Annotated in this window: 18 protein-coding genes; all 18 read right to left on the bottom strand. The window is 71.6% G+C overall.

Going from position 1 to position 21,580, the window contains the following annotated elements:
• Positions 1-8: 8 nt before the first annotated feature.
• On the bottom strand, positions 9-1,466 hold the full coding sequence (locus tag BJ963_RS05945; RefSeq protein ID WP_089910566.1) for a glutamate synthase subunit beta: 1,458 nt from the start codon (positions 1,464-1,466) through the stop codon (positions 9-11).
• A complete protein-coding gene (gene gltB, locus BJ963_RS05950; protein ID WP_179455264.1) occupies positions 1,459-6,036 on the bottom strand; it encodes a glutamate synthase large subunit in 4,578 nt (1,525 codons plus the stop codon). The genes BJ963_RS05945 and gltB overlap by 8 nt, the downstream gene beginning before the upstream one ends.
• A gap of 173 nt (positions 6,037-6,209) precedes the next feature.
• Positions 6,210-7,211, bottom strand: coding sequence for a prolipoprotein diacylglyceryl transferase (gene lgt, locus BJ963_RS05955; RefSeq protein WP_179455266.1), 1,002 nt, complete (start codon positions 7,209-7,211; stop codon positions 6,210-6,212).
• Between the two features lie 87 nt (positions 7,212-7,298).
• On the bottom strand, positions 7,299-8,096 hold the full coding sequence (gene trpA / locus BJ963_RS05960; protein WP_179455268.1) for a tryptophan synthase subunit alpha: 798 nt from the start codon (positions 8,094-8,096) through the stop codon (positions 7,299-7,301).
• Positions 8,093-9,304, bottom strand: a complete 1,212-nt coding sequence (trpB, locus tag BJ963_RS05965) for a tryptophan synthase subunit beta (RefSeq protein ID WP_179455270.1) — start codon at positions 9,302-9,304, stop codon at positions 8,093-8,095. The genes trpA and trpB overlap by 4 nt, the downstream gene beginning before the upstream one ends.
• Positions 9,304-10,074, bottom strand: coding sequence for an indole-3-glycerol phosphate synthase TrpC (gene trpC / locus BJ963_RS05970; RefSeq protein ID WP_179455273.1), 771 nt, complete (start codon positions 10,072-10,074; stop codon positions 9,304-9,306). Before trpC ends, trpB begins: the two co-directional genes overlap by 1 nt.
• 3 nt (positions 10,075-10,077) lie before the next feature.
• Entirely contained in the window at positions 10,078-10,308 is a 231-nt protein-coding gene (locus BJ963_RS05975; RefSeq protein WP_089910548.1) for a DUF6704 family protein, read from the bottom strand.
• A 178-nt stretch (positions 10,309-10,486) separates the two neighbouring features.
• Complete coding sequence (locus BJ963_RS05980; RefSeq protein WP_343037234.1) at positions 10,487-11,188, bottom strand: Trp biosynthesis-associated membrane protein; 702 nt, start codon at positions 11,186-11,188, stop codon at positions 10,487-10,489.
• 11 nt (positions 11,189-11,199) lie between these two features.
• Positions 11,200-12,732: an anthranilate synthase component I gene (locus BJ963_RS05985; RefSeq protein WP_179455277.1), complete on the bottom strand. Its 1,533-nt coding sequence runs from the start codon at positions 12,730-12,732 to the stop codon at positions 11,200-11,202.
• Positions 12,729-13,112: a phosphoribosyl-AMP cyclohydrolase gene (gene hisI, locus BJ963_RS05990; protein ID WP_089910533.1), complete on the bottom strand. Its 384-nt coding sequence runs from the start codon at positions 13,110-13,112 to the stop codon at positions 12,729-12,731. The genes BJ963_RS05985 and hisI overlap by 4 nt, the downstream gene beginning before the upstream one ends.
• Complete coding sequence (gene hisF / locus BJ963_RS05995; protein ID WP_089910530.1) at positions 13,109-13,873, bottom strand: imidazole glycerol phosphate synthase subunit HisF; 765 nt, start codon at positions 13,871-13,873, stop codon at positions 13,109-13,111. Before hisF ends, hisI begins: the two co-directional genes overlap by 4 nt.
• Complete coding sequence (gene hisG, locus BJ963_RS06000) at positions 13,873-14,712, bottom strand: ATP phosphoribosyltransferase (protein ID WP_179455279.1); 840 nt, start codon at positions 14,710-14,712, stop codon at positions 13,873-13,875. Before hisG ends, hisF begins: the two co-directional genes overlap by 1 nt.
• A gap of 64 nt (positions 14,713-14,776) precedes the next feature.
• On the bottom strand, positions 14,777-15,040 hold the full coding sequence (locus tag BJ963_RS06005) for a phosphoribosyl-ATP diphosphatase (RefSeq protein ID WP_089910525.1): 264 nt from the start codon (positions 15,038-15,040) through the stop codon (positions 14,777-14,779).
• Between the two features lie 56 nt (positions 15,041-15,096).
• Positions 15,097-15,786 (bottom strand): ribulose-phosphate 3-epimerase, encoded by a 690-nt coding sequence (gene rpe, locus BJ963_RS06010; RefSeq protein ID WP_089910522.1) that lies wholly within the window; start codon positions 15,784-15,786, stop codon positions 15,097-15,099.
• Between the two features lie 9 nt (positions 15,787-15,795).
• Positions 15,796-17,235, bottom strand: coding sequence for a transcription antitermination factor NusB (locus tag BJ963_RS06015; RefSeq protein WP_179455281.1), 1,440 nt, complete (start codon positions 17,233-17,235; stop codon positions 15,796-15,798).
• Complete coding sequence (fmt, locus tag BJ963_RS06020) at positions 17,232-18,176, bottom strand: methionyl-tRNA formyltransferase (protein WP_179455283.1); 945 nt, start codon at positions 18,174-18,176, stop codon at positions 17,232-17,234. Before fmt ends, BJ963_RS06015 begins: the two co-directional genes overlap by 4 nt.
• 129 nt (positions 18,177-18,305) lie before the next feature.
• On the bottom strand, positions 18,306-20,372 hold the full coding sequence (locus BJ963_RS06025; protein ID WP_179455285.1) for a primosomal protein N' family DNA-binding protein: 2,067 nt from the start codon (positions 20,370-20,372) through the stop codon (positions 18,306-18,308).
• 2 nt (positions 20,373-20,374) lie between these two features.
• Positions 20,375-21,568 (bottom strand): methionine adenosyltransferase, encoded by a 1,194-nt coding sequence (gene metK, locus BJ963_RS06030; protein ID WP_179455287.1) that lies wholly within the window; start codon positions 21,566-21,568, stop codon positions 20,375-20,377.
• Positions 21,569-21,580 lie beyond the last annotated feature (12 nt).

The raw sequence follows: 21,580 nt of genomic DNA on the forward strand, positions 1-21,580 counted from the left end.
CGCCTCGCTCAGACGAGGATGCCGCGGTCGGTGGGACGGATCGGAGACGGCAACTGCGTCTCCCCTTCAAGATACCGGTCAACAGCGGCTGCCGCTGCCCGGCCCTCTGCGATAGCCCACACGATGAGGGACTGACCGCGGCCGGCGTCACCGGCGACGAACACGCCCTCCTGCTCCGTCTGGTAGTCGGAATCGCGCGCCACGTTGCCGCGGCCGTCGAACGGGAGACCCAGCTGCGAGGACAGATCCTGCTGCTCCGGGCCGGTGAATCCGAGGGCGAGAAGCACCAGGTCGGCGGGGATCTCGCGCTCCGTGCCCGCCTTGGGCACCCGGCGTCCGTCCAGGAACTCGGTCTCGGCGACGCGCAGGGCGCGCACCTCGCCGAACTCGTTGGAGACGAACTCGACGGTCGACGCCAGGTACTCGCGGCGTCCGCCCTCCTCGTGCGCCGACTGGACCTCGAACAGCGTCGGCGTGGTCGGCCACGGCTGGTGCTCGGGGCGCTCCGCCGGCGGCTGCTTGCCGATGGCGAGGTTGGTCACGCTCGCGGCGCCCTGGCGGTGGGCGGTGCCGATGCAGTCCGCACCGGTGTCGCCGCCGCCGAGGACGACGACGTGCTTGCCGTCCGCGGTGATCTGGTCGGAGATCTGGTCGCCAGCGCCCGCCTTGTTCTGCTGGACGAGGTACTCCATGGCGAAGTGCACGCCCGAGAGCTCCCGGCCCGGGATGGGCAGGTCGCGCGGGACCATGGCGCCGGTGGCGACGACGACCGCGTCGTACCGGGCGCGCAGGTCGTCCCAGCTGATGTCCGTGCCGATGTCGACGCCCGCGCGGAATCGGGTGCCCTCGGCCATCATCTGGTTGAGACGCGCCTCGAGGTGTTTCTTCTCCATCTTGAAGTCCGGGATGCCGTACCGCAGCAGGCCGCCGATCCGGTCGTCGCGCTCGTAGACGGCGACGGTGTGACCGGCGCGCGTCAGCTGCTGCGCGGCGGCGAGGCCGGCTGGGCCCGAGCCGACGACGGCGACCGTCTTGCCCGTGAGGCGCTCCGGCGGCTGCGGCTGCACCCAGCCGTTCTGCCAGGCCTGGTCGATGATCGAGACCTCGACCTGCTTGATCGTGACGGCCGGCTGGTTGATGCCGAGCACGCAGGACGACTCGCACGGCGCCGGGCACAGCCGCCCGGTGAACTCCGGGAAGTTGTTCGTCGCGTGGAGGCGCTCGATCGCCTGGCGGCCCTCGCCGCGCCACATGAGGTCGTTCCACTCGGGGATCAGGTTGCCCAGTGGGCAGCCCGAGTGGCAGAACGGCACGCCGCAGTCCATGCAGCGGCCGGCCTGGCGGCGCAGCTGCGCCGGGTCCTGGGCCTCGTAGACCTCTTTCCAGTCCATCAGCCGGACCGAGACGGGGCGGCGCTTGGGCAGCTCCCGCTCGGTCACCTTCAAGAATCCCTTGGGATCAGCCACCGGTCACCTCCAAAATCCTGTTCCACACGATGTCGCCGTCGGGATCGAGTCCCTCGTCGACGGCCTCCTGGCGCATCTGCATCACCGCGGCGTAGTCGCGGGGCAGCACCTTGACGAACTTCGCGACGGTCGCGTCGAAGTCCTCCAGCATCCGGGAGGCGAGCTCGGAGCCCGTCTCGGCGGCATGCTGCTCCAGCAGGTCGCGGACGATCTCGATGTCCGCGCTGCCGAGCGGAAGGAGCTCCAGCTCGCCGGTCGCGAGCGCGTCGCGGTTGACCCGCTCGCGCTTCAGGTCGTAGACGTACGCGGTGCCCCCGGACATGCCGGCGCCGAGGTTGCGACCGGTGCCGCCGAGGATCACGGCGAGTCCGCCGGTCATGTACTCGAGCGCGTGGTCGCCCACGCCCTCGACCACTGCCGTCGCTCCGGAGTTGCGCACCAGGAAGCGCTCGCCCACGATGCCGCGGATGAACATGCTCCCCTGCGTCGCGCCGTACCCGATCACATTGCCCGCGATCACGTTGCGCTCGGCGGCGAACACGCTGTCCCGCGGCGGCTTCACGACGATCTGGCCGCCGGAGAGGCCCTTGCCCACGTAGTCGTTCGAGTCGCCCTCCAGGCGCAGCGTGATGCCGGAGGGGAGGAACGCGCCGAGCGACTGCCCGGCCGAACCGGTCAACGTGATGTCGATCGAACCGGCGGGAAGGCCGTTCTCGCCGTGCCGGACGGTCACCTCGTGGCCGAGCATCGTGCCGACGGCCCGCTCCGTGTTGCGGATCGGGAGGCTCAGCTCGATGCGGCCGCCGTTCTCGAGCACGTCGCGCGCAGCGTCGATCAGCTGGACGTCGAAGTGGTGCTCCAGCTCGTGGTCCTGCGCCCGGCCGTTGCGCCGCGGCGCCTCCGGACCGAAGGCCGGTCCGTGCAGGATGGGCGTGAGGTCGAGACCAGACGCCTTCCAGTGGTCGATGGCGCGGTCGACGTCGAGCAGCTCGGCGTGGCCGATCGCTTCGTCCAGCGTCCGGAAGCCGAGGGCCGCGAGGTACTCGCGCACCTCCTCGGCGATGAACTCGAAGAAGTTGACGACGAACTCCGGCTTGCCGGAGAACCGCGCCCGGAGCTCCGGGTTCTGCGTTGCGACGCCGACCGGGCAGGTGTCCAGGTGGCAGACGCGCATCATGATGCAGCCGGAGACGACGAGCGGAGCCGTCGCGAAGCCGAACTCCTCGGCGCCGAGCAGAGCGCCGACGATGACGTCGCGGCCGGTCTTCAGCTGACCGTCGACCTGCACGACGACGCGCTCGCGCATCCCGTTCAGCATCAGGGTCTGCTGCGTCTCCGCGAGCCCGAGCTCCCACGGCGTGCCCGCGTGCTTCAGCGAGTTGACCGGCGAGGCGCCCGTCCCGCCGTCGTGGCCGGAGACCAGGATGACGTCGGCCAGTGCCTTGGCGGTACCGGCCGCGACCGCGCCGATGCCCGACTCGGAGACGAGCTTGACGTGGACGCGGGCGCCCGGGTTGGCGCGCTTCAGGTCGAAGATCAGCTGCTTGAGGTCTTCGATCGAGTAGATGTCGTGGTGCGGGGGCGGCGAGATCAGGCCGACACCGGCGGTCGCGTGACGGGTGCGCGCGACCCACGGGTACACCTTGGTCGGCGGCAGCTGGCCGCCCTCGCCGGGCTTCGCACCCTGCGCGAGCTTGATCTGGATGTCGTCGGCGTGCGTGAGGTACATCGACGTCACGCCGAACCGGCCGGACGCCACCTGCTTGATGGCGCTGCGCCGCTCCGGGTCGAGCAGGCGGTCGAGGTCCTCGCCGCCCTCGCCGGTGTTCGACTTGGCGCCGAGCCGGTTCATGGCGATCGCGAGCGTCTCGTGCGCCTCCTGCGAGATGGAGCCGTAGCTCATCGCACCCGTGGAGAACCGCTTGACGATGGACGAGACGGACTCGACCTCCTCCAGCGGCACCGGCGGACGCTCCCCCTCCTTGAGCGAGAACATCCCGCGCAGGGTCATCAGCGACTCGGACTGGTCGTCGACGAGCTTCGTGTACTCGCGGAACACGTCGTAGCGCCGGGTGCGCGTCGAGTGCTGCAGCCGGAACACGGTCTCCGGGTTGAACAGGTGAGGAGAGCCGTCGCGACGCCACTGGTACTCGCCGCCGGTCGCGAGGCGCTCGTGCGCGAGCGCCGCGCCCTCTGCGGGGTACGCGCTGTCGTGGCGGGCGAGGTTCTCGGCCGCGATCACGTCGATCCCGACGCCGCCCAGCTTGCTGGTCGTGCCGGTGAAGTACTGGTCGACGAACTCCTGGCTGAGCCCGACGGCCTCGAACGCCTGGGCGCCCGCGTAGGAGGACACCGTGGAGATGCCCATCTTCGACATGATCTTCAGGACGCCCTTGCCGAGCGCCTTGATGACGTTCTTGACCGCCTTCTCGGGGCTGACACCGGTGATCATCCCGCTGCGGACGAGCTCCTCGCAGGTCTCCATCGCGAGGTACGGGTTGATCGCCGAAGCGCCGTACCCGATCAGCAGGGCGACGTGGTGCACTTCGCGCACATCCCCCGCCTCCACGATCAGACCCACCTTCATGCGGGTCTCCGAGCGGATGAGATGGTGGTGGACGGCGGCGAGCATCAGCAGCGACGGGATGGGCGCGAGGTCCTTCGTCGAGTCGCGGTCGCTCAGCACGATGAACTGCGCACCCGACGCGATCGCCTCGTCGACCTCGTCGCACATCTCGGCCAGACGGCGCTCCAGGGCGTCGGGACCGGCGTCGGAGCGGTACAGGCCGCGCACGGTCGTGGTCAGCGTGCTGCCCGGCCGCGGGTCGATGTGCTGGATCTTCGCCAGCTCGTCGTTGTCGATCACCGGGAAGTCGAGCACGACCTGCTTCGCGTGCTCCGGGCCCGCCGACAGCAGGTTGCGCTCCGGCCCGAGGCCGAGCTTCAGGGAGGTGACGACCTCCTCGCGGATCGAGTCGAGCGGCGGGTTGGTCACCTGCGCGAACTGCTGCGTGAAGTAGTCGAACAGCAGGCGCGGGCGCTCCGAGAGCACGGCGACGGGCGTGTCCGATCCCATCGCGCCGAGCGGCTCCGCGCCGGTGGTCGCCATCGGGCGGAGGAGGATCCGGACCTCCTCCTCGGTGTAGCCGAACGTCCGCTGGCGGCGCGTGATCGACGCAGGGGTGTGCACGATGTGCTCGCGCTCCGGGAGGTCCTTCAGGTTGATCCGGCCCTCGTCCAGCCACTCCCCGTAGGGGGCGCCGGCTGCGAGCTCCGACTTGATCTCCTCGTCCTCGATGAGGCGGCCGGCGACCGTGTCCACCAGGAACATCCGGCCGGGACGCAGGCGGCCCTTGCGGACGACGCGGCTCGGCTCGAAGTCGAGCACGCCGATCTCGGAGGCGAGCACGACCAGGCCGTCGTTCGTGACGACGTAGCGTCCGGGACGCAGGCCGTTGCGGTCGAGCGTCGCGCCGACGACGGAGCCGTCGGTGAACACGATCGCGGCCGGGCCGTCCCACGGCTCCATGAGCATCGAGTGGTACTCGTAGAACGCGCGGCGGACCGGGTCGATCTCGGTCTGGTTCTCCCAGGCCTCCGGAACCATCATCATGACGGCGTGCGGGAGTGACCGGCCGCTCAGCGACAGCAGCTCGACGACCTCGTCGAACGAGGCGGAGTCGGATGCGCCGGGCGTCACGATCGGGAAGACCGGCTTCAGGTCGCCGAGCAGCTCGTTCTCCAGCTGCGACTGGCGGGCGCGCATCCAGTTGCGGTTGCCCTGCACCGTGTTGATCTCGCCGTTGTGCGCGATCATGCGGAACGGCTGCGCGAGCGGCCACGACGGGAACGTGTTCGTCGAGTAGCGGGAGTGGACGAGCGCCAGCTTCGAGGCGAAGCGCTCGTCGGAGAGGTCCGGGTAGAACGGCTCCAGCTGGAGCGTGGTGACCATGCCCTTGTAGACCAGGGTGCGGCTCGACAGCGACGAGAAGTACAGGTCCAGCTCGCGCTCCGCCCGCTTGCGCAGGAAGAAGGTCTGCCGGTCGAGCGCGATGCCGGAGACGGCCTCGCCGCTCTCGTCGACGCGGGTCGACGCGACGTACAGCTGCTCGATCACGGGCATGGCCTGGCGGGCCAGCGTCCCGAGTTCGTCCGGGCGCACCGGAACGGCACGCCAGCCGAGGACGGTCAGCTCGTGCTCGGCCGCGATGGACTCCAGCGCCGCCTTGACCTCGGCGCGCTCGTCCTCGGCGTTCGGAAGGAACGCGTTGCCGACCGCGTACCGCCCGGCCGCCGGGAGCTCGAAGCCCGCGACGGCGCGCAGGAACGCGTCGGGCACCTGGGTGATGATGCCGGCGCCGTCGCCGGTGCCGGCGTCCGACCCGACCGCGCCGCGGTGCTCGAGGTGACGCAGCGCCTCGAGCGCGGCGTCGATGATGTCGTGCCCGGCCGTGCCGCGAAGGGTCGCGACCATGGCGAGGCCGCAGGCGTCCTTCTCGTGGGCAGGGTCGTACAGGCCCTGCGGGCCAGGCACGGTCCCGAAGCGGGAATGGGGAGGCGTGAGCGCCATCTGTCGACCGTCCTCACAGTGTCGTGGATGTGGGGATGTTGGGTGCGGGGACGCCATCGGCCCGGTGCGTATGGATTCCGCCGCATCCTCCGGGCCGTGTGCGGCTCGGACTCGTGGAGCGGTCAGGTGCGTGGGATCGCCTCGACGGTTTTCGTACTTCGAGCCGTCGGGTGTTATCCGTTCGTGGGGCTTGTGGCCTTGGCCGAAGCGGACCCGGCAGGCACACCGTCTGCGTCGGCGGCGTCCTCGTCCTCCAGGTCCGTGTCGTCCGAGTCTACCTCAGCATCCGGGTTGACCCATTCACGACCCGGCCGGTAGGGGCTGGGCTCGAGACCCGGGTGCCTGTTCGACTGGACGAAGAAGATGATGAGGCCCAGCACCACGGCGCCGAACGCGGCCCAGACGTTGCTCGGGATGCCGAGCAGCGTGAACTCGCTCGGGTCGATGCGGATCGACTCCAGGTAGGAGCGGCCGGCGCCGTACCAGATCAGGTAGACGGCGAAGACCTTGCCCCACTGCAGGGTGAAGCGGCGCTGCAGCCAGACGATGACGAACACGCCGATGACGTTCCAGATCATCTCGTACAGGAAGAGCGGCTGGAACAGCGTGCCGTCGGGCAGTCCGACCGGGATCGCCTTGTTGCCCGCATCGATCTGCAGGCCCCAGGGCAGGTCCGTCGGCAGGCCGAAGAGCTCTTGGTTGAAGTAGTTGCCGAAGCGGCCGATGGCCTGCGCGAGCAGGAGGCCCGGAGCGAGGGCGTCCGCGAACGTCCAGAACCGCAGCCCGGTCCAGCGGCAGCCGATGAGCACACCGATCGCACCGCCGATCAGGGCGCCGAAGATGGCGCCGCCACCCTCCCAGATCGCCCAGATGCTGCCCGGCTGGAAGGGGTTGAAGATGTTGGCGCCCGGGTAGAAGAAGTCCTTCGGGTGCGTGACGACGTGGTACAGACGTGCGCCGACGATCCCGAGGGGGACGGCGCACAGCAGGATGTCGAGCACGACGCCCGGCTCGGCGCCGCGCTTGGTGAGGCGGCGCGACGTCCACATGGCGGCGACGACGATGCCGACCAGGATGATCAGCGCGTACATCTGGATGCGGTACGGCCAGAAAGGCAGCGGGATCTGCGCCCAATCGGGCCCAGGACTCGGGATGCTGGCCATCCAGCCGCTCATCGTCGCAAACACCCGATGACTCACCTTTCGTGTCGATCATGCCGCGGCGCGGAGAGGCGCGCGGCCACCATAGTCTAGAACGCCCGGCTAGGCCGTCGTGCCGCGGGCGAGCTCGGCCGCGACGCGTCCGGCCTCCGCCACGCCGCCGTCGCCCAGCGCCTTGACGAGCGCGGAGCCGACGATCGCGCCGTCCGCGTACTCGAGCACCTCGGCCACCTGCGCGGCCGACGAGATGCCGAGGCCGACGCACGTGCTCGTCGCGCCCGCCTCGCGGAGGCGGCCGACGAGCGTGCGCGCCGCCGCATCCACATCGGTGCGCGCGCCGGTGATGCCCATGGTCGAGACGGCGTAGACGAAACCGCGGCTCGCCTCCACCGCCTGCTTCAGGCGCACATCGGTCGAGCTGGGCGCGGCGAGGAAGACGCGGTCGAGGCCGACCCGGTCGGAGGCGGCGAGCCAGTCGGTGCCCTCGTCCGGGATCAGGTCGGGCGTGATCAGCCCCGCTCCCCCGGCGGCGGCCAGGTCGTCCGCGAAGCGGTCGACGCCGTACTGCAGCACCGGGTTCCAGTACGTCATCACGAGGACGGGGATGTCGACCTGCGCGGTGATCTCGCGGACGGCCGTGAAGCCGTCGCGCAGACGGAATCCGGCGCCGAGCGCCTGCTGCGTCGCCGCCTGGATGACCGTGCCGTCCATGACGGGGTCGGAGTACGGCAGTCCGAGCTCGATGACGTCGACGCCGTTCTGCGCGAGCGCCACCGCGGCATCCACACTGGTCGCCAGGTCGGGGAAGCCTGCGGGGAGGTAGCCGATCAGGGCGCCGGAGGCCTCGGCGTTGCGCCGGGCGATCGCGTCGGCGACGCGGCTCGTGACCACGCCGCTCACGACTGCACCGCGTCGGCGTCGATGAGGTCGAAGTACCGCCCGGCGGTCTCCATGTCCTTGTCGCCACGGCCGCTGAGGTTCACCAGGATGATGCCACCCGGCCCCAGCTCGCGCCCGAGCGCGATGGCGCCGGCCAGCGCGTGCGACGACTCGATGGCGGGGATGATTCCCTCGGTGCGGCTCAGCAGGCGGAGGGCCTCCATCGCGTCCGCGTCCGACACGGGCCGGTACTCGGCGCGGCCGATCTTCGCGAGCCACGCGTGCTCCGGGCCGACGCCCGGGTAGTCGAGGCCGGCGGAGATCGAGTGCGACTCGATGGTCTGGCCGTCCTCGTCCTGCAACAGCATGGAGCGCGCGCCGTGCAGCACGCCGGGGCGGCCCTTGGTGATGGTCGCGGCGTGGCGCGGGGTGTCCGCACCCTCACCGCCCGCCTCGAAGCCGACCAGGCGCACATCCTCGTCGTCGAGGAAGGCGTGGAAGATGCCCATGGCGTTCGAGCCGCCGCCGACGCACGCGACGACCGCATCGGGCAGGCGGCCGGTGAGCTCCTGCACCTGCTCGCGGGCCTCCTCGCCGATGATCTTCTGGAGGTCGCGCACCATCGCCGGGAACGGGTGCGGGCCCGCCACCGTGCCGAAGATGTAGTTGGTGTGCTCGACGTTCGTGACCCAGTCGCGCATGGCGTCGTTGATGGCGTCCTTGAGCGTGCGGGAACCGGTCTTCACGGCAACGACCTCGGCGCCCAGCAGACGCATGCGGGCGACATTGAGCGCCTGGCGCTCGGTGTCGACCTCGCCCATGTAGATGGTGCACTCGAGGCCGAAGAGCGCGGCGGCCGTCGCCGTGGCGACGCCGTGCTGCCCCGCTCCGGTCTCGGCGATCACGCGGGTCTTGCCGATGCGCTTGGTGAGGATGGCCTGCCCGAGCACGTTGTTGATCTTGTGCGATCCGGTGTGGTTGAGGTCTTCGCGCTTCAGAATGATGCGCGCGCCTCCCGCATGCGCGGCGAAACGAGGCACCTCGGTGATGATCGACGGGCGCCCGGTGTAGCTGCGGTGCAGCTCGTCCAGCTCGGCGTGGAACGCGGGATCGGCCTTCGCCTCCTCCCACGCCGCCGACAGCTCGTCGAGCGCTGCGACCAGCGACTCGGGTACGAACCGCCCGCCGAAGTCGCCGAAATACGGACCCTGCTCAGTGCGGAGGGACATCAGACTCCCAGAAACTCTTCGAGCGTGGCGAGGGGGTCGCTCGTGACGAGCGCCTCGCCGACGAGCACGACATCCGCCCCCGCCGCCCGGTAGTGCGCGACATCGTCGGCCGACTTCACGGCAGACTCCGCCACGCGGATGACGCCGGAGGGGATGCTGCCGGCCAGGCGGCCGAACAGGTCCCGATCCAGCTCGAACGTCGTCAGGTCGCGGGCGTTGACGCCCACGAGGCCCGCGCCGGTGTCGAGGGCGCGGCTCAGCTCGTCGGCCGAGTGCGCCTCCACCAGCGAGGTCATGCCCAGCTCGGTGATCAGCTCGTGCAGCTCGACCAGGCGCTTCTGGTCGAGGGCGGCGACGATCAGCAGCACCAGGTCGGCGCCCGCGGCGCGGGCCTCGAACACCTGGTACGGATCGGCCACGAACTCCTTGCGCAGCACCGGGATCGAGACGGCATCGCGGACCGCCTCGAGGTCGGCGAGCGACCCGCGGAAGCGGCGCTCTTCGGTGAGGACGCTGATCGCGCTGGCGCCGCCGGTCTCGTACGAGACCGCCAGCGCGGCCGGGTCGGGGATGGCGGCGAGCGACCCGCGGGACGGGCTCGCGCGCTTCACCTCGGCGATGATCTTCACGCGCTCCGCCGGGGCGAGGGCGGTGAGGGCGTCGAGGGCGGCCGGCCGGGCGAGCGCCGCGGCCTCCACCTCGGCGAGCGGACGCTCTCCGCGTCTCCGCTCAGCGTCTTCGAGCGCGCCGGCGACGAGGTCGGCGAGCACGGATCAGTGACCCTTCGGGGTGTACTTGTCGCCGCCGACGCCGTACCCGGCGCGCTTCATGACCCAGCCGACGATGAGACCGATCACCGCGAGTCCTGCGGCCGCCCAGACGATGATGGGGAGGTCGAAGAAGAAGGCGATGGCGCCGATGGTGAACGCGACCAGCATGATGATCACGGCCGTCCATGCCGCCGGCGAGTGACCGTGGCCTGGCTCGACTGACTCGCTGCTCATGGGACTCCTGCACGTCGGGTGCGCGCCGCCGGGCGCGCACGGGGATGTGGAACGCATCCAGTCTAGTGGGCGCTCCTCCCCCTCGCCTTCCACCCGCCCGCCGTCGAGTCCGCGATTTTTGCACGCTTCTGCGGGCGTGGGCGTGCAAAAATCGCGGACTCGACGGTGGGGGTGTGGGTCAGCGGGTGGGGTCGTCGCCTCGGGTGAGGTCGTCCCAGCTGTCGATCGCGGTGTCGCGGTCGAGGGCGGTCGGCTCCCCCCGCGCGTCGGGCGCCTCGGCTGCCTCCGCGGCGACGGCGTCCGCGTCGTCGGACGCATCGGCGTCCGGGGTGGAGAAGACCTCCTCGGCGGAACGGCCGTCCTCTCCGGCGAAACGGGTCTGGTACTTGCGCGACGGACCGGGCCAGAGACGCGAGAAGACGACGACGGCCACACTGGACAGGATGATGAGCGCGCCCGCGACGACGGCCACCCACGGCCACAGCTCGATCGCGGTCGAATGCACCAGGCGGCGGATCGAGGAGTCGCCGGCGACCCCGGTCGCGGTGGTGATGGCGGAGGACGACGCGCCCACCGCATCCGACACCGCGCTGATCGCCGAGATCAAGACCGAGACGCCGAGCAGCAGCCCGAGCAGCGCGAGCACGATGCGGAAGACGGGACCGGCGATGGCCAGTGCCGCCGTCAGCGCCAGCCCGGCGAGCGACAGCGCGGTCAGCGCGGGCGCCGCCACCGACCCCGCGACGCTGATCGTGCTGGAGTGCTCGGCCGTGTCGGTCAGCCGGATGGTGAACCACGGTTGCGTCGCCGCCAGCAGCGCGAGCCCACTCCCCACGAGGAGGAGCAGCATCGTGGAGTACTTGACGCGGCGGCCGTTCACGTCCCCGGTCCTCACAGCACGCGCTTCATGGCGTTCGCCACGGCGACGGCGCGCAGCGGAGCCGCCGCCTTGTTCTGCGACTCCTGGAACTCGTTCTCCGGGATCGAGTCGGCCACCAGTCCCCCGCCGGCCTGCACCCGGGCGACCCCGTCCATGATCGTGGCGGTGCGGATCGCGATGGCGAGGTCCGCATCCCCCGCGAAGTCGAAGTAGCCGATCACGCCGCCGTAGACGCCGCGCTGGACGGGCTCCAGCTCGTCGATGATCCGCAGCGCCATGGGCTTCGGCGCGCCCGAGAGCGTTCCGGCCGGGAACGTCGCGCGGAACACGTCGATCGCGGTCGCATCCGGCAGGAGGTCGCCCTCCACCGACGAGACGATGTGCATGATGTGGCTGAACCGCTCGATGCGCATGAACTCCGTCACCTCGACGGTGCCCGCCTCGCACACCTTGAGCAGATCGTTGCGGGCGAGGTCGACGAGCATCAGGTGCTCGGCGCGCTCCTTGTCGTCGGCGAGCAGCGAGGCCTCGAGGTCGAGGTCCTGCTCCGGCGTCGCGCCACGCGGACGGGAACCCGCGATGGGATGCGTGAACGCGCGACCCTCCTGCACCTTCACCAGCGCCTCGGGCGAGGATCCGACGATCTGGTACGGCCGTCCATCCGGCTTCTCGAGCGACAGCAGGTACATGTACGGGCTCGGATTGAGCGCACGGAGGACGCGGTACACATCGAGCGCCGGAGCGGTGCACTCCAGTTCGAAGCGCTGCGAGATGACGACCTGGAAGATGTCGCCGTCGACGATGCGCTCTTTCGCCGCGACGACGGACGCCAGGAAGTCCTCCCGGCGCGTGCGGGAGATCGGGTCGGCCGGGATGCCGAGGTCGACGTCCTCCAGCCACGCCTCGGAGGGCTGCGCCAGCTCGCGCTGCATGCGGTCGAGGCGCTCCTGCGCATCCGCCCACAGGGCATCCGCGTCGGCGACGCCGTCGGCCAGCGCATTGGCGACCAGCTTGACGGTTCCGGTGCGGTGGTCCAGCACGACGAGGTCGGCCACGAAGGCGAGCGCCTGTCCCGGCACGTCGACATCGGCGGGCGGGGCGTCCGGAAGCCGCTCGATCTGGCGGATCGCCTCCCAGCCGATGAACCCGACGAGACCGCCGGTGAGCGGAGGGAGCCCGGGGATGCGGGCGGTCTGCCAGCGGGCGTGCAGCGCGGCGAGGGCATCGAGCGGCCCGAGCGACGCCGCGGTGCCGAGCGCGCGCTCGGCGGGCAGACCGTAGTCGAGCCAGTGCACGGCGTCACCGACCTGGGTGAGCACGCCGAAGGATGACGCGCCGACGAACGAGAAGCGCGACCAGATGCCGCCCTGCTCCGCCGACTCCAGCAGGAACGTGCCAGGCCGGCCCGCCGCGAGCTTGCGGTAGATGCCGACCGGTGTCTCCCCATCGGCGAAGAGCTCGCGGATCACCGGGACCACGCGATGATCCGCGACGAGCGCGTCGAACGCGCTGCGCGTCGTCGTACCGCCCACCGTGTCGATCACAGGTCGGCCGCCTCGATCTCGGGGCTCGCGCCGACCACGGGCTCCAGCACATCCCCGTCGAAGCAGGTGCGCGTGCCGGTGTGGCAGGCCGCGCCGACCTGCTCGACGGTGATCAGCAGGGTGTCGCCGTCGCAGTCGAGCGCCGCGCCCTTCACGTACTGCACGTGCCCGGACGTGTCGCCCTTCCGCCAGTACTCCTGGCGGGAGCGCGACCAGAACGTCACCCGGCCCTCGCCCATGGTGCGGCGGAACGCCTCCGCGTCCATCCATCCCATCATGAGCACCTCGCGGGTGTCCCACTGCTGGATGATCGCCGGCACCAGCCCGGTGTCGGTGAAGCGGATGCGCTCCAGCACCGCATCGGTCGTCGTCGCGTTCATCGGCGGACCTCCATCCCGGCCGCGGCCAGTTCGTCCTTCACCTGCTCGATCGTCAGCTCGCCCTGGTGGAACACGCTCGCCGCGAGCACGGCGTCGGCTCCCGCCTGGATGGCCGGAACGAAATGCTCCAGCGCCCCGGCGCCGCCCGAGGCGATCACGGGCACGCTGCTCAGCGCGCGCATCTCGCGGATGAGCTCCAGATCGAAGCCCTCCTTGGTGCCGTCGGCGTCGATGGAGTTGACCAGCAGCTCCCCCGCGCCCAGCTCGATCGCGCGCGCGGCCCACTCCAGGGCGTCGAGGTCGGTCTCCGTCCGCCCGCCGTGGGTGGTGACCACGAAACCGGAGGGCGTCGCGGCCGAGCGCTTCACATCCAGCGACAGCACCAGCACCTGCGCGCCGAACCGGGCGGCGATCTCCGAGATCAGCTCCGGGCGCGCGATGGCGGCCGAGTTGACGCCCACCTTGTCCGCGCCGTGGCCGAGCAGCTTCGCCACGTCCTCCGGGCTGCGAACGCCGCCGCCGACGGTGAGCGGGATGAACACCTGCTCGGCCGTCGCCCGCACCACGTCGTACGTGGTGGCGCGGTCGTCGACGGTCGCCGTCACATCGAGGAAGGTCAGCTCGTCCGCACCCTGCTCGAAGTACCGTCTCGCGAGCTCGACCGGGTCGCCCTGGTCGCGCAGGTTCTGGAAGTTGACGCCCTTCACCACGCGGCCTGCGGCCACGTCGAGACAGGGGATCACCCGGACCGCGACGCCCATCAGATCCGCGCAGCGTGGATGGAGGTGACCAGGATGGCGCGGGCGCCCAGCTCGTACAGGTCGTCCATGATGTGGTTGGTCTGCTCGCGCTTGATCATCACGCGGACGGCCACCCACTCCGGCTCGCCCAGCGGCGACACGGTCGGCGACTCGACGCCCGGGGTCAGCGCGACGGCCTTCTCCAGCAGTGCGACCGGAAGGTTGTAGTCGATCAGCACGTACTGGCGGGCGACCATGACGCCCTCCAGCCGGCGCACGAGCGTGTCGACGCCGGCGGCCGGCGACGGGGACGAGACGAGCACGGCCTCCGACTCGAGAATGACCGGGCCGAAGATCTCCAGGCCCTGCTTGCGGAGGGTGGAGCCGGTCTCGACGACGTCGGCGACCGCGTCGGCGACGCCGAGCCGCACGGCCGACTCGACGGCCCCGTCCAGCTTGATCAGGGAGGTGCTGACGCCGTTCTCGCCGAGGAACGCGCCGACCAGGCCCGGGTAGCTCGTCGCGACGCGCTTTCCCTCCAGGTCGGCGAGCTCGGCGAACACGCCGGCCGGGCCGGCGAACCGGAACGTCGACGCGGCGAAGTCGAGGGCGGTGATCTCGGCGGCGGGCGAGCCGGAGTCGAGCAGCAGGTCGCGGCCGGTGATGCCCACATCGAGCGCGCCGGAGCCGACATAGGTGGCGATGTCGCGCGGGCGCAGGTAGAAGAACTCGACGCCGTTGCGGGCGTCGGTGACGATGAGCTCCTTCGGATCGCGGCGGCCGACGTAGCCGGCCTCGTGCAGCATCTGCGCCGCGGTCTCGGAGAGGGAACCCTTGTTGGGGACGGCGATCTTCAGCATTCGCAGGTCTTTCGTGACGTGATCGGACGAGTGGATGGCCTCGTTGCGGTGAGAGGCGGGACCATCACAGATGTCGGTACACGTCGGCCGGTGTCAGGCCCTTCGCGAGCAGCAGGACCTGCAGGTGGTAGAGCAGCTGCGAGATCTCCTCGGCGGTCGCCTCGTCGGATTCGTACTCGGCGGCCATCCAGACCTCGGCGGCCTCCTCGACGATCTTCTTGCCGATGGCGTGCACGCCGGCGTCGAGCTCGCGGACCGTTCCGGAGCCCTCCGGGCGGTCCTGCGCCTTCCGCTCGAGTTCGGCGAAGAGGTCGTCGAAGGTTTTCACCCCTCCAGCGTACCGGTCCGCCCGAGGGGCGGTGCGCCACGGGTCCCGGCGGCGGGTCAGTGGATGTGCGGGAGGGCTGCGGCGCGGAGGGCCGCGATGCGGTCCGCCGGCTCGCCGCGGAACACACTGGAGCCCGCCACGAAGGTGTCCGCCCCGGCGGCCGCAGCCGTGACGATCGTCTCCTCGGTGATGCCGCCGTCCACCTGCAGCCAGACGTCGAGACCGCGGGCCGCGACGGCCTGGCGAAGCGCGTGGAGCTTCGGCATGGTCTCCGGCATGAACGACTGGCCGCCGAATCCCGGCTCGACCGTCATGACGAGCACCTGGTCGAACTCCTCCAGCAAGTCGAGGTAGGGCTCGACCCCGGTGCCGGGCTTCACCGCGATACCCGCCCGCGCTCCGATCGCCCGCAGTCGTCGTGCCAGCGCGACCGGGTCGTGTGCGGCCTCCGCGTGGAACGTCACCGAGTACGCGCCGAGCTCCGCGTAGCCGGGCGCCCAGCGGTCCGGGTCGTCGATCATCAGGTGCACGTCCAGCGGCACGGGGCTCACGTCCTGGATTCGCCCCACCATCTGAGGTCCGAAGGTCAGGTTCGGGACGAAGTGGTTGTCCATCACGTCGACGTGCACCAGGTCGGCGGTCGCGATGCGCTCCACCTCGCTCTGCATGTTGACGAAGTCGGCGGCGAGGATGCTGGGGTTGATGCGGACGCGCGGGTCGATCCGGTCGGCGGGGGTCGAAGCCATGACTCCAGCCTAGGCGGAGCGCTTGCGGAGCAGCGCGATGAACATCGCGTCGGTGAGGTGCCGGTGCGGCCACAGCTGGACCGTCTCACCGTCGCCCGCGAGATCGAGCCGCTCGACGGCCAGCGACTGCAGCGCGTCGGCCGTCGCCTGCGGTTCGAGCAGAGCGCCGTGCCGCTCGCGCGCGTCGGCGATGACCCCGCGGGTCTCGGCGAGGTGCGGCGAGCACGTCACGTAGGCCAGCAGTCCCCCGGGCTTCAGCGCAGCGATCGCGGAGTCGAGCAGGGCCGACTGGAGCGCCGTCAGCTCGGCGACGTCGCGCGGGCTCTTCCGCCAGCGCGCCTCCGGCCGGCGGCGGAGCGCGCCGAGCCCGGTGCACGGGGCGTCGAGCAGGATACGGTCGAACTCCGCGGGATGCTCGGCGCCGACGACCGTTCCGTCCTGTTCCCACACCGGTACCTCCAGCGGAACCGGGGCGAGCGCACGGCGCACGAGGTCGGCGCGCGCCGGGACGAGCTCGTTCGCGACCAGGGTCGCGCCACCGGCCAGCGCCTCGGCGGCCAGCAGCGCGGCCTTCCCGCCGGGACCCGCGCACAGATCGAGCCAGCGCTCGCCCGGCCGCACCGGCTCCGCGCGCGTCAGCGCGAGCGCGGCCAGCTGCGAGCCCTCGTCCTGCACGCGGATGCGACCGCCGGTCCTCTCCACGATGCCGAACGGGTCGCCCCCGCCGACGGTGAAGCCGGGAGGCGAGAACCGGTCGTCGCGCGCGTCGTCCGGCTTGTCGACCAGGCCGGGCAGCGCGATGAGGTTGACCCGCGGCGCGGTGTTGTCGGCCTCCAGCAGCTGCTCCAGCTCGTCCGCGCGCCCCTCGGCGTCGAGCGACCGGCGCAGCGCCCGCACCACCCAGACGGGATGCGAGTACAGCGCCGACAGGCGGTCGTCGTCGTTCTTCGCCCGCGCGGCCACCTCGTCCCGCCACTCGTCGGGGGTGTGGCGGCCGATCTCGCGCAGCACGCCGTTCACGAAGCCGCTGCCCGACCGGCTGCCGACGGCGCGCGCCAGCCCGACCGACTCGTTCACGGCCGCGTGCGACGGAACGCGCATCGACAGCAGCTGGTGCGCGCCGAGGCGCAGCACGTCGAGCAGCGGAGGGTCGATGCGGTCGACGGTGCGGCCCGCGGCGATCGCGATGACCCGGTCGTAGTAGCCCTGCATGCGCAGGGTGCCGTAGGTCAGCTCCGTGGCGAGGCCGGCGTCCGCCGCGGAGAGCCCGGCGCGCGCGATGCGCGTCGGCAGCAGGAGGTTGGCGTAGGCGTCCGACTCGCGGACGGCCTGCAGGACGTCGAGCGCGACCTGCCGCGCGGGCTGCACGCGGGTCTGCGGCGGGCCGGAACGCGGACGGTTCCTGTCGTCACGGCGGTCACGGCTCCGGTCTCCCTGCGGCGCGTTCATGCGAACACCACCCCGGTCGATCCGGCAGTGGATGCCGTCGCGGCGGAGGAGGCGATCCCGCGCATCCAGTCGGCGGCAGGCATCGCGCGCCTCCCGGCCGGCTGGACGGTGACGAGCTCCAGCGGCGCCGTCCCGGTTCCGGCGAGCACACGCTTGCCGCGCAGCTCCACCGCACCCGGCGGCAGCGGCTCCTCGTCGTCGGTCCTCCGCGCTGCGAGCACCTTGAACCGCTCCCCCTCCAGCAGCACGAACGCGCCCGGCTCCGGCGTCACTCCGCGCAGCCGTGCGTACACGCGCTCGGCGGGTTCGGTCAGGTCGAGCCGGGCGTCGTCGAGGGCGAGCTTCGGCGCGAGGGTGACCTCGCCGGTCTGCGGTGTGGCGGCGGCCGTTCCGGCGGAGAGGGCGTCCACGGTGTCGGCCAGCAGGGTCGCGCCCTCGTCGGCCAGGGCGCCGAGCAGTTCGCCCGCCGTCTCATCCTGTCCGATCGGACGCCGCAGCTCGGCATAGACGTCGCCCGCGTCGAGCTCCGGCACCAGGTGGAAGACCGCAGCCCCGGTCTCGGTGTCGCCCGCGATCACCGCGCGCTGCACCGGCGCGGCACCACGCCAGCGCGGGAGCAGCGAGAAGTGGAGGTTGACCCAGCCGAGGCGCGGAAGCGACAGCAGCGGCTCGCGCACCAGGCCGCCGTAGGCGACGACGACGCCGAGGTCCGGCCGCAGCGCGGCGATCCGTGCCGTCACGTCCTCCCCGAGGCGGTTGGCCTTGACGACCGGCAGACCGAGCCGTTCGGCGGCCTCGGCCACCGGCGACGGCGTCAGCACGCGCTTGCGGCCGAGCGGCGCGTCCTCCCTGGTCACGACGGCGACCACCTCGTGCCGGGCCGCCACGGCCTCCAGGGACGGGATGGCGACGGCCGGCGTTCCGGCGAAGACGATGCGCATGGGAAAGGTTCTTTCGGTTCGGGACGGCGATCCAGCCTACTCCGCGGAGGTCCGGACCCCCCGCGAACGGCGTCCCCGCCACAGGATCGCCGCTGCCACAGGATCGCCGCTGCTACAGGATCGCCGCTACTACAGGATTTCGGGGTCGTCGAAGCGCACCCGCAGGGTCGGCGCCGGACGGTACCCGGGTCGTCCGGCCGGGGCGCGGCGACGACGGGTCGCGTTCTTGACCACGGCGGCACGGACGGATGCGGCGACTTCGGCGCCGTGCGCATACTCGAAGCGCAGCACGGCCCGGACCAGGTCGGGACCGGCCCGGGCGACGCGCGCCGACGGGCCGTCCGCCTCCACCGGTGCCGGCCCGAGAACGTCGATGAGCTGGCTGCGGTCCACCGCATCCAGCACTTCGGTCACGGTCGCCTCGGATCCGGTCACCGAGGCGAGACGCACCGCGGGCGGGAAGCGCAGCTCGCGGCGGTCCGCCAGCTCCTCGCGGGCGAACTCCACCAGGCGACCGGTCGCGAAGTCGCGCGCCAGAGGTCCCCCGACGCCGACCAGCACGGTGGGAGCGCCGGGCGCCGCGAGCCCGGCGGCGCTCTGCCACCAGCGCAGGCAGTCCTCCGCGACGTGCAGGCTCTCGCGCGCCAGCATCCGCTCGCCGTCGAGCAGCAGCACCGCCTGGTACCCGCCTTCGGCGATCGGCTCGGCGCCGCGTGTCGCGACGACGAGCGCCGGGGCGGAGCCGACGCGCTGCACCGGGTGATCGCCGTCGGCGAGGATGACGCGCGTGCCGGGGAACGCGCGCCCCAGCTCCTCCGCGGTGCGGCCGGAGCCGACCGTCACCAGGCGGAACCGCCGGTGCTCGCAGTGCTCGCACTGCCAGTCGGTCGCGAGCCGCCCGCAGACCGTGCACGACGGCGGCGAGCCGGCCCTGGTCTGGTGCAGCGCACCTTTGCAGTTCATGCAGCGGGCGGCCTGACCGCAGTTCGCGCACGCGATCACCGGCGCGTAGCCCGGCCGGCCCACCTGCACGAGCACGGGACCGCGCGGACGCCCGCTCTCCCCGTTCAGCGCCTCCCGGGCAGCACGCCAGGCGGTGGAGGGGATCCGCGCGGCGCGGGCCATGGGCTCCGGCGCCTGCTGGTTGGCGGTGAGCACGACCTTCGGCGTCTGGAAGCGCTCCGGCGCGATGTCGTGCAGCCAGCCGAGCTCCACCAGGCGCTGCGCCTCGACGCTGCGGATGTTGCCGCTCAGCACCAGCGCGCAGCCTTCGAGCTCCTGCCGGACGAGGGCGGCATCGCGGGTGTGCACGTACGGGCTCAGCGGTTCGGCGTGGAGCGGGTCGCTGTCCTCCCAGACCGCGATGAGCCCCAGCCGCTCGGCCGGCGCGTACACGACGGAGCGGTTGCCGATCACGATGCGGGGGCCGGAGAGCGCCTCCAGGAAGCCGCGGTACCGGTCCGGGTTCGCCTGCCCGGCGTCGGCGCGGACGATCGCGTGCTCCGGCGCGGTCACGGCCAGGGCTGCGGCGAGCTGCTCCAGGTCGCGGTGGTCGGGAACGGCGACGATCGCGGTCCGGCCGTGGCGCCAGCAGTCGGCGGCCAGCGCCGCCAGAGTGACCGCCCACTCCCCGACCCAGGTCCCGTCGGGCAGCGGCACCAGGCGCGGGATGGCCCGGAGGGCGATGCGCTCGTCGCGCGCGACCGCATCCTCCAGCACTCGCTCTCCGTACCCCCGGACGGGCACGGCCGTCCCCGACAGCTCCTGAGTTTTTCGCCCCTCCGATGGCGTGTCGGGGCGAAAAACTCCGGAACTGTCGGCTTGAGCGGCCAGCCACGCCTTCTCGACGCGCACCATCCGGCCCGGGACAGCGAGGCGCAGGATGTCGCTCGCCGTTCCCGCGCTCCGATCGGCGAGCCGCCGCGCGAGCCGCCACACGCCCGGCGTGAGCACCCGTGCGGGCGAGACGACGGCCTCCAGCGGGCTCAGCGTCCCCTCGTACCCGTCGTCCGGGTCGCCGATCTCGACCAGGTAGCCGTCCGCCACCCGGCCGGCGGAGCGCAGCGGAACGCGCACGCGCACGCCCGGCTGCGCGTCGGCGGCCAGCTCCTCGGGGATGCTGTAGTCGAAGAGGTGGTCGAGCTGCGGGAGCGGCGAGTCGAGGACCACCCGGGCGACCCGTCCGGCCGCCGCCACCGCTAGATCCCCGCGGCCGAGCGCAGGTCGTCGACGCGGTCGAGCCGCTCCCAGGTGAACTCGGGGAGCTCGCGGCCGAAGTGGCCGTAGGTCGCCGTGCGGGCGTAGATCGGACGCAGCAGGTCGAGGTCGCGGATGATCGCAGCGGGGCGCAGGTCAAACACCTCGCGGATCGCGCCGATGATGCGCTCCTCGGGCACCTTCGCCGTGCCGAACGTCTCGACGTAGAGCCCGACCGGCGCCGCCTTGCCGATCGCGTACGCGATCTGCACCTCGAGCCGGTCGGCGAGACCGGCCGCGACCGCGTTCTTCGCCACCCACCGCATGGCGTACGCCGCCGAGCGGTCGACCTTCGACGGATCCTTGCCGGAGAACGCGCCGCCGCCGTGGCGCGACGCCCCTCCGTATGTGTCGACGATGATCTTGCGGCCGGTGAGGCCCGCGTCGCCCTTCGGGCCGCCGATCTCGAAGCGACCGGTGGGGTTGATCAGTGTGCGGATGTGGGAGGTCTCGAGCCCTGCCGCGTGCAGCACCGGGTTGATGACCTCCTCGATGACCTCCGCCTGCAGCTGCTCGTTCGAGACCCGCGGAGCGTGCTGCGTCGAGAGCACGACGGTCTGCACCGACTTCGGCACGGCGCCCTCGTACCCGACGGTCACCTGCGTCTTGCCGTCCGGGCGGAGGTAGTCCAGCGTTCCGTCCTTCCGGACCGCGGCGAGGCGCTCCGCCAGGCGGTGAGCAAGCCAGATCGGCAGCGGCATGTACTGCGGGGTCTCGGTGGTCGCGTAGCCGAACATGATGCCCTGGTCGCCCGCGCCCTGCCGGTCGAGGTCGTCGTGGCTCTGCTCCGCGCGGGTCTCCAGAGCGTTGTCGACGCCCTGCGCGATGTCGGGCGACTGCGCCCCGATCGACACGGACACGCCGCACTGGGTGCCGTCGAAGCTGACATCGGAGGAGTCGTACCCGATCTCCACGAGCTTGTTGCGCACCAGGGCAGGGATCTCGACGTAGCCGCTCGAGGTGACCTCGCCGGCGACATGGACGAGACCGGTGGTGACGAGGGTCTCCACGGCGGCGCGACTGTGCGGGTCGACGGTGAGCAGCGCATCCAGGATGCTGTCGGAGACCTGGTCGCAGATCTTGTCCGGGTGCCCTTCGGTGACGGACTCGGACGTGAAGAGACGCAGATCTGCCATTGTTCTCCCTGG

It is taken from the genome of Leifsonia soli (genome assembly GCF_013408745.1).
Classification (GTDB): domain Bacteria; phylum Actinomycetota; class Actinomycetes; order Actinomycetales; family Microbacteriaceae; genus Leifsonia; species Leifsonia soli.